The sequence below is a fragment of the Fructobacillus cardui genome (genome assembly GCF_963580785.1).
Classification (GTDB): Bacteria; Bacillota; Bacilli; order Lactobacillales; family Lactobacillaceae; genus Fructobacillus; species Fructobacillus cardui.
In genome coordinates this window covers 103,445-118,607 of the sequence record NZ_CAUZLS010000004.1, presented here as the reverse complement: position 1 = coordinate 118,607, position 15,163 = coordinate 103,445, and the positions used below count along the sequence as shown (strand labels likewise).

At 46.8% G+C, this 15,163-nt stretch carries 17 protein-coding genes; 3 read left to right on the top strand and 14 right to left on the bottom strand.

Going from position 1 to position 15,163, the window contains the following annotated elements; translation table 11 throughout:
* Window positions 1-14 precede the first annotated feature (14 nt).
* The 11 genes from AABI20_RS05010 to AABI20_RS04960 form a co-directional block, all read right to left on the bottom strand.
* Complete coding sequence (locus AABI20_RS05010) at window positions 15-1,055, bottom strand: lipid II:glycine glycyltransferase FemX (protein WP_288846985.1); 1,041 nt, start codon at window positions 1,053-1,055, stop codon at window positions 15-17.
* Between the two features lie 4 nt (window positions 1,056-1,059).
* A complete protein-coding gene (locus tag AABI20_RS05005) occupies window positions 1,060-1,707 on the bottom strand; it encodes a redox-sensing transcriptional repressor Rex (RefSeq protein WP_338346960.1) in 648 nt (215 codons plus the stop codon).
* 93 nt (window positions 1,708-1,800) lie between these two features.
* Window positions 1,801-2,835: a tRNA (adenosine(37)-N6)-threonylcarbamoyltransferase complex transferase subunit TsaD gene (gene tsaD / locus AABI20_RS05000; protein ID WP_047974670.1), complete on the bottom strand. Its 1,035-nt coding sequence runs from the start codon at window positions 2,833-2,835 to the stop codon at window positions 1,801-1,803.
* Complete coding sequence (locus AABI20_RS04995; protein ID WP_338345310.1) at window positions 2,832-3,308, bottom strand: GNAT family N-acetyltransferase; 477 nt, start codon at window positions 3,306-3,308, stop codon at window positions 2,832-2,834. The genes tsaD and AABI20_RS04995 overlap by 4 nt, the downstream gene beginning before the upstream one ends.
* The gene (gene rimI / locus AABI20_RS04990) at window positions 3,298-3,849 is read right to left on the bottom strand and encodes a ribosomal protein S18-alanine N-acetyltransferase (protein WP_047974669.1); all 552 of its coding nucleotides are present in this window, start codon (window positions 3,847-3,849) and stop codon (window positions 3,298-3,300) included. The genes AABI20_RS04995 and rimI overlap by 11 nt, the downstream gene beginning before the upstream one ends.
* Entirely contained in the window at window positions 3,833-4,618 is a 786-nt protein-coding gene (gene tsaB / locus AABI20_RS04985; RefSeq protein WP_047974668.1) for a tRNA (adenosine(37)-N6)-threonylcarbamoyltransferase complex dimerization subunit type 1 TsaB, read from the bottom strand. Before tsaB ends, rimI begins: the two co-directional genes overlap by 17 nt.
* Before the next feature lie 136 nt (window positions 4,619-4,754).
* Entirely contained in the window at window positions 4,755-5,024 is a 270-nt protein-coding gene (locus AABI20_RS04980; protein ID WP_047974667.1) for a phosphocarrier protein HPr, read from the bottom strand.
* 82 nt (window positions 5,025-5,106) lie between these two features.
* Entirely contained in the window at window positions 5,107-6,117 is a 1,011-nt protein-coding gene (locus AABI20_RS04975) for an L-threonylcarbamoyladenylate synthase (protein WP_338346956.1), read from the bottom strand.
* Window positions 6,114-7,049: a peptide chain release factor N(5)-glutamine methyltransferase gene (gene prmC, locus AABI20_RS04970; protein ID WP_338346954.1), complete on the bottom strand. Its 936-nt coding sequence runs from the start codon at window positions 7,047-7,049 to the stop codon at window positions 6,114-6,116. Before prmC ends, AABI20_RS04975 begins: the two co-directional genes overlap by 4 nt.
* On the bottom strand, window positions 7,049-8,128 hold the full coding sequence (prfA, locus tag AABI20_RS04965; protein ID WP_047974664.1) for a peptide chain release factor 1: 1,080 nt from the start codon (window positions 8,126-8,128) through the stop codon (window positions 7,049-7,051). Before prfA ends, prmC begins: the two co-directional genes overlap by 1 nt.
* A gap of 9 nt (window positions 8,129-8,137) precedes the next feature.
* A complete protein-coding gene (locus AABI20_RS04960) occupies window positions 8,138-8,728 on the bottom strand; it encodes a thymidine kinase (protein WP_047974663.1) in 591 nt (196 codons plus the stop codon).
* A 140-nt stretch (window positions 8,729-8,868) separates the two neighbouring features.
* Here AABI20_RS04960 and AABI20_RS04955 point away from each other — a divergent pair, with 140 nt between their 5' ends.
* Together AABI20_RS04955 and AABI20_RS04950 are read left to right on the top strand one after the other, a co-directional pair.
* Window positions 8,869-10,227 carry a MurT ligase domain-containing protein gene (locus AABI20_RS04955; protein WP_338346953.1) on the top strand — a complete coding sequence of 453 codons (1,359 nt, stop codon included), beginning with the start codon at window positions 8,869-8,871 and terminating at the stop codon, window positions 10,225-10,227.
* Window positions 10,227-10,958 (top strand): type 1 glutamine amidotransferase, encoded by a 732-nt coding sequence (locus AABI20_RS04950; RefSeq protein WP_338345307.1) that lies wholly within the window; start codon window positions 10,227-10,229, stop codon window positions 10,956-10,958. Before AABI20_RS04955 ends, AABI20_RS04950 begins: the two co-directional genes overlap by 1 nt.
* Before the next feature lie 76 nt (window positions 10,959-11,034).
* Here AABI20_RS04950 and AABI20_RS04945 read toward each other — a convergent pair whose 3' ends face one another.
* Both AABI20_RS04945 and AABI20_RS04940 read right to left on the bottom strand, forming a co-directional pair.
* On the bottom strand, window positions 11,035-12,879 hold the full coding sequence (locus tag AABI20_RS04945) for an APC family permease (RefSeq protein ID WP_338346952.1): 1,845 nt from the start codon (window positions 12,877-12,879) through the stop codon (window positions 11,035-11,037).
* Between the two features lie 122 nt (window positions 12,880-13,001).
* Complete coding sequence (locus tag AABI20_RS04940; RefSeq protein WP_338346949.1) at window positions 13,002-13,745, bottom strand: methylenetetrahydrofolate reductase; 744 nt, start codon at window positions 13,743-13,745, stop codon at window positions 13,002-13,004.
* 108 nt (window positions 13,746-13,853) lie between these two features.
* Between AABI20_RS04940 and AABI20_RS04935 the strand changes: the two genes are divergently transcribed.
* The gene (locus AABI20_RS04935) at window positions 13,854-14,183 is read left to right on the top strand and encodes a thioredoxin family protein (protein ID WP_047974658.1); all 330 of its coding nucleotides are present in this window, start codon (window positions 13,854-13,856) and stop codon (window positions 14,181-14,183) included.
* 94 nt (window positions 14,184-14,277) lie between these two features.
* Here the strand turns inward: AABI20_RS04935 and AABI20_RS04930 are convergent, their stop codons facing one another.
* A complete protein-coding gene (locus AABI20_RS04930) occupies window positions 14,278-15,135 on the bottom strand; it encodes a S1C family serine protease (protein WP_059393760.1) in 858 nt (285 codons plus the stop codon).
* Window positions 15,136-15,163 lie beyond the last annotated feature (28 nt).

Genomic DNA, 15,163 nt, shown 5'->3' with positions numbered 1-15,163 from the left:
GCTACCATCATCGGCTAGGCAAATTGTTCTAAGTATTTTTGATAGGCTACCTGGTCGACAACCCAATCCAGCTCCCCAATATAGGCAACCTGTGGGTCATGGTAGGCAAAGCCGTGCTTAAACTTATAAAGACCGTCAGTGTGGTCAAATTCGCCAACACCGCCGAAATCATAAGCAACCTTCCCTAAGGAAAGCCCCCACTTCAGCATTTCCCACTGCACGAGGTAGGGACCATAGTGCTTGGCAAATTCACGGTTTGATCCGGCATACATATACCAAATCTTTTCCCCGTAACCAAAGCCAATTCCAGCCGCAATCACTTGGCCGTCATAATGTGCCAAGAAAACCCGGAACAAATCAGAATCAACCCACAGTTCTTGCATGCGGTAGAAGTATTCGATTGGCCGGTGGGTGATTCCCTGAGCCTTGGCCATCATCGTATAGGTCTTATAGAAAGCCTCAATGTCTTCCTTACTACGACCAGAGGTAACGGTGACCCCATCCTTGATGGCCCGCCGAATTTGATTGCGGTAATCGCTTTTGAAGTGCTTCATCAAACTGGCTTCATCAGTGATTGGTTGTGCCCCTTCGCCTCGACCATCATAGAACAAAATCACGTTTTTACGTGGTTGAATGTTGCCATGCATATTCTCGACTTTAACATTCCGGGTCACAAAGCCAGCATCTTGGTAAGCCTGATCCAAGTCTTGGTTGTAGAGCACTTCCGGATCCATTCGAACCAAAAAGACGTTTTCTGGCAAATTAGCCAACGCTTCTTGAACCAATTCCTTAACCAAGCCAACGTTGGTCACGTCAGCAACAGGTCCCTTTGGGCAATATGCCAACAATTTTCCAGGTACGGCTTCAACAGTCAAGACCGCCATTGCGGCATCAATGTCGCCATCCTGATTTTCATGATAGAGGTATAAGTGGCCCCAATTAGCCTTCAAATCACCCCAGAGTGGGTCCTGGGTCACTTGGCCTTTAGCCGCTGTCCTAACAAAGTCTTGGTATCTTTGTACCTGACTTGGCTGTGTTAAATCTAAGACCGTCATATCCTTACTTTCCCGTCGTAATTGAGGCGTAGTTCTGAATAAAATAAACCAACGTTTGGAGTTCGTTAGTCAAATCAACGTTTTGAACCCGAACACCCTTTGGTACGGAAACCCGCAACGGCGTGAAATTCATAATCCCCTTGACCCCAGCGGCTACCAAGGTGTCCGTAATTTCCTGGGCAACACCTTGTGGTACCGTCAAGATGGCGATGTTAATCCGTTGGGCTTTGATTTGCTCTTCCAATTCATTCATGTCGTAAATTGGTACCCCAGACAAAATCTTGCCCCGGTTTTCATTAATATCAAAGGCAGCGGCAATCCGCATGTTTGACGATTGGTGGAAGTTGAAGTTCAAAAGAGCCTGGCCCAAATGGCCAACCCCAATCAAAGCCACGTTAATCAATGAATTTTGGTCCAAAACCTTGGCAAAAAATTCTAACAAGGCCTCAACGTCGTAACCATAGCCACGTTTGCCTAAAGCACCAAAATATGAAAAATCACGGCGAATTGTTGCCGCATCAAACTTGGTTGCTTCAGCCAATTCAGCAGAAGAAATCCGGTTGGTGCCGGCATCATTTAAAAACGTTAAATAACGGTAGTAGATGGGCAACCGCTTGGCGGTTGCTCGTGGAATCTTTGCTTGCTCGTCCATGGCGTCTCCATTTCACTTTGTGAACTAAATTATATTTATTATAGCATAGATTGTGGTTTTTCCTATCTATTCGCTCATTTTTCACAAATATTTTTATTCATTATCCTGCTGGTTGAGGTCTGCTAATGGAAAATCAAGGCCAGGATTTGTGTTCAAATCAAGATCAGAAAAAATCTTGTCTTGGTAGTTCCAATAGCCCGCTGCGCCAATCATGGCTGCATTATCGCCAGTATACTGCTTGGGTACTGGGATAAAGTCAACGGCAGGAAAATCAGCCATTAAATCAGTTAACGCAGCACGCAATCCGCTGTTAGCAGCGACGCCACCAGCTAGAACCAGCGACTTCACTGGAAAATCAGTCAAGGCCCGTTTTGTGCGACCAACCAGTGCCTTAATCACCGCAGCCTGGAAAGAAGCCGCAAGGTCCTCTTCCTTGATCGTTTCACCACGTTGCTCGGCGTTATGAACTTGGTTGATGACCGCTGATTTTAAACCGGAAAATGAAAAGTCATAACCTGCCTCTTTGGCCATCGCCTGCGGAAAATCGATGGTGACCTGCCCCTTATGAGCCAATTCATCAATTGCCTTCCCAGCAGGATATGGCAAATTCAGCAACCGACCAACTTTATCATAGGATTCACCGGCCGCATCGTCAAAGGTCTCACCCAGAATATGAAAATCATTGGGTTCTTCCATCAAGACCAATTCCGTATGGCCACCGGAAACCATCAATGCCAAAGCCGGAAAGACAATTGGCTGGTTAAAATTAGCGGCAGCAATGTGACCAGCCAAGTGGTTGACCGGAATCAGCGGCAGGTCATGGGCCATTGCAAAGGTTTTCGCCCCCATCAAGCCAACTAACAAGGAGCCAACCAATCCTGGGCCGTAGGTCACGGCGACACCGTCGAGGTCTTCTGGTTGAACCTTTGCATCCGCTAAGGCGATGTCTAAGGTCTTCGTAATCCATTCTAGGTGGTGGCGGGAAGCAACCTCCGGCACGATGCCACCAAAACGTTGGTGCGAATTAATCTGAGTCGCCACCGCATTGCTCAAGACGGTCTTGCCGTCCTTGACAACGGCCACTGAGGTCTCGTCAGCACTTGATTCAAAGGCAATTAAAGTTGTCATAAATTCTTCTCCATTAGGATGGCTGTTTGGCCATCATGGTAATAACCATCACGACGGGCATAAATTTCAAAGCCAAATTTTTCATACAGCCGCCGGGCAGAAACATTGTTTTCAGCAACTTCCAAATAGGCCTTTCGCTCGTTATTTTGCTCACAGAAAGCCTGCATTAATTCGCGAGCGATTCCCTGCCCCTGGAAAGCCGGATCAACGGCCAAAAAAGAGAGGTCCACCTCATCCAAGATGGCACGGTAAGATAAAAAGCCGACAACTTGGGTGCCTTCGACGGTCCCTTCATCTAATAAATCAGCTTTGGCGGGCGCCTGTGCATCGGTTTCTGCTAATAAATAGGTCACCTGCCCAGCGGCCAATTGCTCATCAATCAACCGCTTTGGCACCTGGTCCCTTGAAAAAGCCGCCAAAGCGATTTGGTGGATTCTTAGACTATCATCGATTATTGCTGTTTTAATGTTCAAGGTCGAGCACCATTGAAATTGCATCTTCCTGGTTATCAATATAGTAATGTTCCAAAACATCCACAACCGTAAAACCATGACGGTCGTAGAGTGCCAAGGCACCAGTATTTGACCGTCTTGCTTCCAAGGAAAGCTCCTTTAAGCCGATTTCACGCGCAACTGCCTTCGCCGTGTTAATCAAATACGAGCCAACCTGTTGTCCCTGCCAAACCGGCAATACGGCGATATTGGCAATATGTAAATCAGAAACCAAATCACGCTTGACCAGAGCAATAAAGGCAATGACCTGGTCCTTTCTCAAAGCGACCAAGTATAATCGATCCTTTTCTTGGGTTAATTCATGGTAGAAATCGCGCGAAACCCAAGGGGCATAGCCATTGTAGACTGCCTCTTGAATCGCGACAAGTCCGGGAATATCAGAAACAGTTGCTACTCGTAATAATAATTCTTCCCCAGCTGCTTCAAAAGTCTCACCAGGAAAATCGACCAAGGTCTGGGCGACCGGCCGCGCTTTCAATCTTTTCTTAAACTTTAAAAACATAGGGTTTGTCCTGCCCGTCGTCTTGATGATTTTGTTCCCAGTTTAATTCCGCCTGGGTTTTTCTTAAGTACGATGGCGTCAAGTCATCGATATTTTCCACGGGGGTAGCCGTTTGCGCCAAGGCCAACAGCCCAGTCCCCGTTGGTAATGACTGGTCATGGTCCAAAATTGTGAGGGGCTGATTTGATAAGGCTTCTTCAATTGTATCTTGGAAATGTAAACCATCCCCAACCACAACTACCGGCTCGGCCACCTGGCTGACGAGGTCCAAGACCTCTTCTAATGGATAATGGCCATCTTCTAACACAACTGTATCGCCCAAATAAGCACCAGCGAAAACATTTTGATTGCGCGCATCAAAGAGAGCCAACACAACCGTGTCCTTGGTTAGCTTACCCGGATGAGGATTTTGCACCGTTGAATCCTCAGCTGCAAGAATGCCAGATTGCTGCTTCAATTGCACTTGCTTGGCCAAACTTTGCAAAGACGAAATCGCCAAGAGCGGCTTATTTAACGTGTCCGCTAAAACCTTGCCGACAGTCAGTCCAATTCGTAGGCCGGTGAAGGATCCCGGTCCCTTGGCAACAGCAATTTGATCAATATCTTGTACCGTTAACTCTTGAGCCGCCAGAAGCGACTTAATCGCTGGCAAAAGATCAATTGAATGATTTTTTGGTTTATCCGTTTGGAATGTGTCGAGTAATTGGCCGTCTTGGCCTAAGCCGACGAGCAGTGGTTGGTTACTTGTATCAATCACCAGAATATTCATGAAAGCCCTCCCGTGTCATCGACGCCAATTAACATCGATACTTTTCTTCATTTTACTAAAAATCATTCTTAATTCAAATAAAAAAAAGCCGCCAAAGTGCGACCTTTCGTCGAAAATAATCTAAAATCAGCTTTGGTTACTTAACCAAGCCCTCATCCTTCATGACCTTTGCCACTGCTGCCAAGGCATCCTTTGCATCGTCACCATCAGCCTTGATAGTCACGTCTGCACCATGGCCAACACCGAGTGACATCACACCCATGATTGACTTCAAATTAACTTCCTTGCCTTGGTATGACAAGGTAACTTCTGAAACAAACTTTGAAGCTGCCTGTACTAATAAAGTAGCTGGACGGGCATGAATCCCTGTCTCTGAAATGATGTTGAACTCTTGCGTTTCTGCCATAATATTCTCCTTTTTGGAAAAGTCTTTTATTCAGTTTTAGTTTATCAAAGCGCTTACAAAATAGCAAGGTAAATCTCTTTTATTACAGAGCAAATCGCTGGCCACCACTAGCTTTGCCTAACCGATTGTTATATGCCTTACCCAAATTGATGTCCGGCATCACCTGGGCATAAATTTTATTAACTGTACCTTTGTCATCAAAGTAGCGCAACCCAGCAAAGAGGTTTTCACTCGCACTGGCCAAATCAGCTCCTAGAGACCACGATGGCACGGTTTTTGGTAATTCTGCCAACAGCTCCTCTGAAGCCAAGACAGCGTCGCCCTCTACCAGGCTTTCCTTGAGGTCATTGAAATCCAATGGATCAAAGACAATCACTGGCTTATCTGGTGCATAATGCCGGTACTTCATCCCCGGAGCCTTTGGTGTTTCATCGGCCGCCAAGGACTTTTGACTAGTTCCATCGATGACTTGCTTGCCCAAGACCACTGTTAACATCTTTTGGCTAACGGCTCCCGTACGCAAAATGGTGGGCTCGGCCGCCGTTAAATCGATGACTGTTGATTCCAAGCCCACTTGGGTTGGACCATCATCCAAAACAGCAGCAATCTTCCCATCCATATCATGATGAACGTGTGCGGCCGTCGTTGGTGATGGCTTGCCAGAAAGGTTGGCAGATGGACCAACAATTGGGGTCCCCGCCTGGCGGATCATTGCCCGCGTTGCTTGGTTATCCGGCATGCGAACGGCCGCCGTTTGGAGGCCACCCGTCACCAGCATCGAAACTGCATTTTCCTTAATCGGTAAAATAATGGTCAACGAACCCGGCCAAAACGTGTTCATCAACTGTCTTGCTTGGTGAGAAACCTCAACGTAAGCGGACAATTGGCTCGCATCCCCAACCGTCATAATCAACGGATTATCGGCTGGCCGACCCTTTGCTGTAAAGACAGCTTGGACGGCTTCGTCGTTGGTAGCATCCGCGCCCAAACCATAAACTGTTTCAGTTGGAAAGGCAACCACCTCTCCCGCCTGAATCAGCGCTGCTGCCTCTGTGATATCTGTACTATTGTTTTGTAATTCTTTCGTTTTCATTTTTTTAACTGTACCCGGATCATCCGGTCAAGACCGGCTAAATCCTGCTTCAATGTCACTGTTGCTGTTGGTAATTGGTCTTGGAAGACCTTAGTTAACGCTTCGCCTTGATCATAGCCGATTTCAAAGTAGGCTACCCCGCCTGGCGTCAGCTGTTTTTCTAAGCCATGCGCCATTCGTTCATAGAGGGCTTTGCCACCATTTGGGGCGTACAAGGCCAAATCAGGCTCGAAGGCCACCACTGATTTATCCATTTCTTCCTGTCCATCCGGTCGGATATAAGGCGGGTTAGAAACGATAACGTCAAAGCGTTGGTCGGCCACCGCTGTAAAAAGGTCGGAATGCATCAAGCCAACGCGATTCGCCAATTCGAATTGGTGGCGGTTTTTCTTGGCCACTGCCAAAGCATCCAACGAAATATCAAGGCCAATTCCTCGAACGTCTGGTAACTCCTGAGCCAACGTCAAGATAATCGCGCCAGACCCTGTCCCAACGTCTAAAATGGTCGGGGCCTGCTCACCCTTAGCCTTCAAATCGCTCAAAACCCAGTCAACCAATAGTTCCGTTTCTGGACGGGGAATCAAGACCCGGTCATCAACCACGAACTCGCGACCATAAAAGGGTGCCTGCCCGAGAACATACTGGGCAGGAACGCCCTTGAGCAACTGGGCAATCCATGTTGGCCAGCGCTTGGTTAACCAGGAGTGCATTTGCCGGGTTAGGTTGGCCCGTAGCATCCCGTAGTTCACTTTCAAAGCGCCTGTTAAAAGAAAGTCAACGTTATCACTCGCCTCGTCTGCATCCAAACCGGCCGCCGCCAGTTCCTTGAGCGCCCACTTGCGCGCTTCTAAAAGTGAAATCTGAACCGTTTTTTCGGAGCCTGCCTGATTTGGGCGATGTGTCTGTTGCCAGTCAGTTTTTTCTTGTGTCATTATTGCTGATTTAACTCCGCCAGCTTAGCTGTTTGTTCGGCTAAGACCAAAGCATCAATGATTTCATCTAAGTCACCGGCAATAATCCGGTCCAACTTATTCAAAGTCAAGCCAATGCGGTGGTCTGTCACCCGGTTTTGTGGGTAGTTATAAGTTCGAATTCGTTCGGAACGAGCCCCAGATCCGACAGCAGTTTTCCGCTGTTCGGCATACTCCGCCTCGTTTTCCTGGGCAAAGTGGTCGTAAACACGGGCGTTCAAAATTTTCCAGGCCCGGGCTCGGTTTTGTTGCTGGGACCGTTCGTCTTGCATGGCCACCGTAATCCCTGTTGGTTCGTGGGTCAAGCGAATCGCTGAAGACGTCTTGTTAACGTGCTGACCACCGGCACCAGATGACCGGTAAACATCCTCACGGACATCTTTTGGATCAATTAATCCTTCTGCATCGACTTCTTCGAACTCTGGCATCACACCGACCGTAGCAGTTGAGGTGTGGATTCGGCCTTGTGTTTCCGTTGATGGCACTCGTTGCACACGGTGGGCACCCGATTCAAATTTCAACTTTGAATAAACGTTGTTACCAACAATCATCGCCACGACTTCCTTATAGCCACCAACTTCAGTTGTCGTTTCATCAACAATCTGCAATGACCAGCCCTGATTTTCGGCGTAACGGCGGTACATTCCTAGCAAATCAGCCGCAAACAAGGACGACTCATCCCCACCCGCAGCACCACGAATTTCCATAATGATGTTTTTATCATCGTTGGGGTCAGTGGGCAACATCAAGACCTTTAGCTTTTCCTCTAGTTCGGCCTTTTCAGGTTTGAGTGTCGCCAGATCTTCCTTGGCTAATTCACCCATTTCAGCATCCCCTAAGAGTTCTTCGGCCTCAAGCAAGTCGTTGACGACCTGTTGGTAGCGCTTGAATGTTTCAACCGTTTCGCGAATGCCACCCGCTTCTTTTGACAGCGCCATGTAATTCTTTGAATCGCTCATGACTTCGGGATCGGCTAGCATTTGATTCAATTCATCGTAATGGTCCACGACCGCTTGTAATTGTGAAAATATCGGATCCATCGTGTCTCCTTAATTATTTGGAATCATTTCTAAAATTGGGTGGTACCAATGTTTGCGGCAGGTTGGCAAGTAAGACTCATCCCCCCCGATTTGCACCTGGTTACCAGAATACTGCGGTTGGCCATTGGCAATTCGCAGTTGGGTCGTTGCCTTTTTACCACAAAACGAGCAAATCGTTTTCATCTCTTCAAGCTTATCGGCAGTCTCCAACAAGCGACGTGACCCTTCAAACAGGTGGTTAAAGGCATCCTGCTTGAGGCCAAAGGCCATCACAGGCAAGTTTAAATCATCGACTACGTAGGCCAATTGATCGACCTGATTCGCCCTTAAAAATTGCGCCTCATCAACCAAGACAGCCGCTAATTTATCGTTCTTGCGGGCCCTAATCATTTTATAGAGATTTTCATCCTCGGCCACAACCGTCGCTGGTCGCTTTAACCCAATTCGTGAGGCAATCACGCCAATCCCATCGCGGTCATCCACTAAGGGCGTTAGCAACAAGACCTCTTTGTCTTGAGATTCATAATTATGAGCGACTTTCAAAATTTCAATTGATTTGCCAGAGCCCATCGCCCCATATTCAAAGTACAGTTGTGCCACGTTTTCGCCTCACTTGTTCCATCTATTCTATCAATCTATTATAGCAATTTTTTAATCATAACTCGACTGCCTAGACCATTTTAGGGAAAATTCGCCAGGTGCATGGTAAAATAAGAGTTTAGAAAAAGGGGGACTTTTTTATGTCAGTAAAAAGTCAGTTAGCCAAATTTACGGCCAAAAGTAGTCATTTTTTGCTCCGCAACATCTTAAAGCGCGGTGGCACTTCTTTGCCCGGCAAGCTAGCCGTTAAGATTGATCCAGAAGTTTTACAGACCATTGAAAAAGAATTTGACCTAGTCATTGTCACGGGGACAAATGGAAAAACGTTGACAACCGCTTTGATTACCCGGGTTTTACGGGCCGGCGGTTACACAGTAGTGACCAACCCATCTGGTTCCAACATGGTCCAGGGAATTGTTGGTACGCTTCTAACAACAAAGGTGAAGCCATCACCCAATGGGAAAAAACCGGTTGCGGTCTTGGAGGTTGATGAAGCCAATGTTTTGTCTTTGGCAAAGGCCATTGAACCAAAATACTTTGTTCTCACCAACCTCTTCCGCGACCAACTCGACCGCTACGGTGAAATTTATTCCACTTACGATAAGATTATCGCCGGCATTAACCAGGCACCAAACGCAACGGTGATTACCAACGCTGATTCGCCCATCTTTGCTCGCGGTTCTTACTCAAATCAGCGGATTTATTATGGCTTTGACAACGTCAAGGAAGCTGATTTTAAAGACTTGAAAGCACCAACAAATACGGATGGCATCCTTTCCCCAACGGACAACTCCGTCCTCCACTATGACTTCATTACTTACGCGAACCTCGGCCGCTATTTTTCAACAACCGACGGTTTCAAGCGTCCCAAACTCGACTATGCTGTAACGGCATTAAACGAGTTAACACCAAAGTCTTCTGCCTTTGACCTCGATGGCATATCTTACAAGATTGCCATTGGTGGCCTCTACAACATCTACAATGCATTGGCAGCCTATGCTGTTGGCCGGACCTTTGATGTCAGCCCTGCAGATATTAAGAAGGCCTTTGAAGAAGATAAGCAGGTTTTCGGTCGCCAGGAATCACTTAATGTCGATGGCAAGGATGTCACGATTTTGCTCATCAAAAATCCCGTTGGGACAAACTCCGTTATCGATATGATGGAAACGGAAAAAGATCCCTTCACTTTAATTACGTTGCTCAATGCCAATTATGCGGATGGAATTGATACTTCTTGGATTTGGGACGCTGAATTCGAACGCCTCCATGACTCAAGATTAGCCTCCTTATCAACCGGCGGTGAACGCTACAAGGACATCACTGTCCGCTTGAAGATGGCCGGTTTTGACCTCGATGGCACCTACCAAAAGACGGAAGATATCCTAAAAGCAATCGACCAGGCACCAACTAAAAAGATTTATCTGGCCGCTACTTACACGGCGATGCTCCAAATTCGAGCCGTCTTAAAAAACCATGGTTACATTCAGGAGGAATATTAATGGCTGACTACACACTCGAACTAGCCCACCTCTACGGTGATTTAATGAACACCTATGGTGACTACGGTAACATCATTGCCCTGCGTTACTATGCCAAGCAAATTGGCGTCGACGTTGACGACCGCCTCGTTTCGCTCAATGAGGACTTCGATCCCAAAGCTTACGACTTTGTCCTCTTTGGCGGAGGCCAGGACTACGAAGAAACTATCGTGGCTAACGATTTGAAAGCCAAGGCTGATGGCCTAAAAGAATACATCGAAAACGATGGTCCACTTTTAGCCGTCTGCGGTGGTTTCCAGCTCCTAGGTCATTATATGGAAATGGCCGATGGGACCAAAGTCGATGGTATCGGGGTCATGGACCACTACACCACTAATATGACTGATGACCAGGTTAAAACCCTCAATGGTAGCCGACTAACTGGTAATATCGTCATCAAAAATAACGAAACCGGCGAAGAATACCACGGCTTTGAAAACCACCAGGGTCGGACATTCTTGGGCAAGGGTGAGAAGGCCTTGGGAACCGTCACCACCGGCCAAGGCAATAATGGCATGGACAAGACCGAGGGCGTGATTTATCACAACGTTTACGGTTCTTACTTCCACGGCCCAATCTTCACCCGTAATGGTAACCTGGCCAAGCGTGTCTTGGCAACAGCCTTGTCTCGTAAGTATCCAGACATTAATTGGCAAGCCAAGTTAAATCAAGTCCCTACCGAAACTTTCTAAAAATCAGCAATACAAAAGCCTCCAAAAATTTGGAGGCTTTTTTCACCAATCATCGCGATGATTGACTAGCTGATTTTTATTCTGAAAGATGATAATAATAGGTCGAAATCGAGATATTATCCATGGCCGATAAGGCTGCTCGCAACCGCAGTGAAGACTGATTATGCAAAATATTTTGCCAAGGCTTCTTCGGTACGAACTGTGGAATAATGACCGTTACCGAATGATTAATCTTTTCAGATTGATGCGAAACCTTGGTCACAAAGCCAACCACTGGCTTGACGATTGACCGGTAAGAAGAATGCACATCGACATAACGGACGTCTGGGAAATTAGCCGCAAACTGCTTAGCAATTTTTTCTTCCTTGGCAGGATTAATATCAAAGGAAACGTGCATGGCCACTACCTTGGTCGCAACGGATTGCGCATAGTCGATGGCCTCAGCCGTTACCTGCGTTAAGTTGGAAACAAGGACAATTGCTGTCGAGCCAGCATATTCTAGGTGCTTTTGTTCCTTTTGGTCGAGATACTGTAAACGTAATTGCTTGGAAACCGCATCGTAGTGCTTCCTAATTTTAAAGAATACGGTCAAGACCGCTGGCATGATAATCAAGTACGGCCAAACATGGGTTAATCGGGTCGCAAATAAGACGATGACCAAGGCAGCCGACATAAAGGCACCAAGGAAATTAATAGCCGCCTTCCCCCACCAAAAATTTGGCTTCAACCGCCACCAATGGATAATCATCCCCGACTGAGACAGCGTAAAAGGTACGAAAACCCCAACTGCATACAGCGGAATCAAGGCGTCGGTCGATCCATGAAAAATCACGGTCAAAATCATGGCCCCAAAGGACAACGACAAAATACCATTTGAATAGCCCAACCGGTCACCCTGGTCCATAAAGAGGTGTGGCAGGTACTTATCCTTGGCTAAGTTCACAGCCAAGACGGGGAAAGCCGAAAAGCCAGTATTGGCCGCCACTGCTAAAATCAGCGTTGTGGCTAATTGAACCAAATAAAAGCCTAGACCATGACCGCCATAGGTAATGTCGGCAATTTGCGACAAAACCGTCGAATGGCTGTTTGGCACAATGCCATACCAGTAAGACAAAAAAGTAATGCCCAAAAAGAAACTAGCCAAGATTAAGGCCATCATCGTCAAAGTGGCAGCCGCGTGTTTTTCCTTGGGTGCCTTAAAGTTTGGCACCGCATTTGAGATGGCTTCCACCCCTGTTAGTGAAGATGAACCGGATGAAAAGGCACGCAAAAAGAAGATGAGCGATAAAGCCGAAAAATCAGTGCCGATTTTTGCGGCAGCATGGTAGGCAATCGCCCCGGTTGCGGCCTGAAAGAGACCATAACCAACCGTCGCCGCCATAATGACGATAAAGAAGTAGACCGGAATCATCAAAAAGTTAGCCGATTCACGCAAACCACGAAGGTTTAAAGCAGTTAAAATCAGGATAATCACCAACGAAAGCGGAACAGCAAAAGGCAGCAAACTCGGGATAGCGGCTGTCATCGCATCAGCAGCAGCCGATGCCGACACCGCAACCGTTAACATATAGTCAACTAACAATGAGCCACCAGCTACGAGGCCAACCTTGGGGCCCCAATTCTTACTAGCAACCGTATAAGCACCACCACCGTTCGGATAGGCATGGATAATTTGCCGGTAAGACAAAACAATGGCCGCTAAGAGTAGCAAGATTAAGAGCGCAATCGGCAATTGCAGCCAAAGGGCCACTGCACCACCCGCTAGCAAAACCGCTGTAATCGATTCCGTCCCATAAGCAACGGATGAAAGGGCGTCAGATGATAGAAGGGCCAAGGCCTTGGACTTTGACAAAGCCTGGTCGGACGCTTCTAATGTTTTCAACGGTTTACCAATTACAAACCGCTTCACGTTTCTAAACATGGTTGTCTCCAAATCGTTGTAATCAAACCATTGTACCTTGGAATGAAGAAGAAAAATAGCCATTCATCATCTTTTTTTCCACGATTCAACCCTTCTGCGTCCAAAAGAGCCCTCCTAAGCACTTAAAAATTAGCAAAATAGTGAATCCCTGCCGCCTGGCCGTCAGTTAAATCTGCAACTAAACGGGCGCTGGCCAAATCAGGATTTTTTCGCCAATCATCAGGGACAGTCAGACGTAAGACTCGTTGAACCCAGTCAAGCTGATTTTGGCTGGGATAATGAAGGATACCCGCCACTAAGATCAAATCCGATCCGGCCATCTTCAAACCCTCTTGAACCGCCAAAAAGTTATCCACGTCAAAGAAGATTTGGCTAATCAAAACTTTCGCCCCAGCCCTGTCCTTAGCCAAAGCCTGGTTAACCACCCAGGCAACACCGTGGTTAGCAACCTGGTTGACGTCTAAAGTTGTCGCCAAGCTTAGCTTCGCTAACCCGGTTTGGCCAGTGGCCACTAGCAACTCTTGAGCTGATGAAAACCCATTGCTATCTGCCAGCTTATCCCCAGTCACCAGCAGAAAATTGTTTAATTCCAGGTCCAACAGGTGGTGAAAAGTTGATTTCACTTGGTCGGGCTGAACATCTTTAGCCCGAACGTGAACCATCACCGGTTTTTTCGTTGTCAGCTGAACTTTCGTTGCTGTCTTCAAAAGGGTCTGCCAATCGTGATCCGTTTGGCCTTGGTTGGCCAGGCTAAAATACTGTGCCTGATTTCGGGCACAGGCACTTTTCAAGCCATTTTTGATGGTTAATTCCTGTGAAATCACCGGTCCTCGATGGTCTTGGTAAAAATCAGTTACTGACTGCATTAGTTTTCCTTATTTTGCTTTCAAATAACGACACGATTACAACTAGGCCAATTTTCTTAATCCTGATTTTCATGCTATAATAGATGAAAAATAACGGAGGTCAATCCCATGTACCAACCTGAAAAACACACAAACGAAGAAATTCAAACCTTTATTGACCAACCCGGCCGGCAGCTAATGTTCTTATCTGCCGACTGGTGTGGTGATTGCAAGGTCATCAAACCTTTCGTTCAAGGAATCAAGGATGAAGTTTCTAAGACAGCTGGTTGGATTGACGCCGACCGCGATGACAACTTGGACCTAGCAACAAGCTATGGTTTACGAGGTATTCCTTCTTTTGTCCTCTTTGTTGATGGCAAGAAGGTTGACCAAATTGGTCACGGAGAACGCCTAACACCAAAGCAAGTAACTGACTGGTATGAAGGAACCCTTCAATAAGTCAACTTCATTCTAACAAAAAACCAAGCCAAAAGGCTTGGTTTTCTTTTTAATCATTTTTAACTGCTCAGTACTAACTAGTATGGAGCAGTTTTTATTTAATAAAAGCAGCCACCGTATTAGCTGGAATAGCAAAGCCCATTCCTTCAATATTGGTATCAGCAGCACCAGCCGAAATCTTGGCTGAACTAATGCCGACGACCTCCCCATCCAAATTAATTAAGGCCCCACCTGAATTACCAGGGTTAATGGCCGCATCTGTTTGGATAACTTGGACGTTTTGATTATTGGTCTGTGAAATTGCTAGCATCCGGTTTGGTGACGAAATAATACCCTTCGTCATCGTTGAGGCATAGGCTGCTCCCAATGGCGATCCAAGAGCCAGCACCTGTTGACCGGACTTCAAAGACGAGCTATCCGCTAGCTTAGCAACCTGCTTAAAGGCGGTTGACTTCACGCGAATCAAGGCTAAATCCTTGGCCGTATCTGTTTTAATAACAGTTGCTTCGGCCTTTTGACCGTTAGCATCAACGACCTGGATGGCTGCTGAACCTTCAATCACGTGGTTATTCGTCACGATATCAGCAGTATCCTTTCCAATCTTAACAACAACGCCTGATCCCTGGGCTGCTGTCTCATAATCGGTCTGCTGCTTATCCTTTGTTTGGTCATCAAAGGCTGATGCACCATCGCTTAGTGAAGCTGATTTTTGTAAATTCTGCACCGTCACGACGGCATCTTTAACTTTGTTGTACGCACTAGTTGCCTGATCATTGCTTGTATAGGCAGTTTTGGCCACCGTTGCCGTCCCGGCAGCATTTGTATGGGTGGCTTGTGCCAACTGACTTTGATACCAAGATCCTGGTGAGGAACTAAACCACACCAGCAATGCTCCGATTACAAAGGCAGCCACTATCATAGTAGTAAAAGCGTGTACTCTTTTACGAATCATCCAGCAACTTTCCTTTCAATATTTTCTG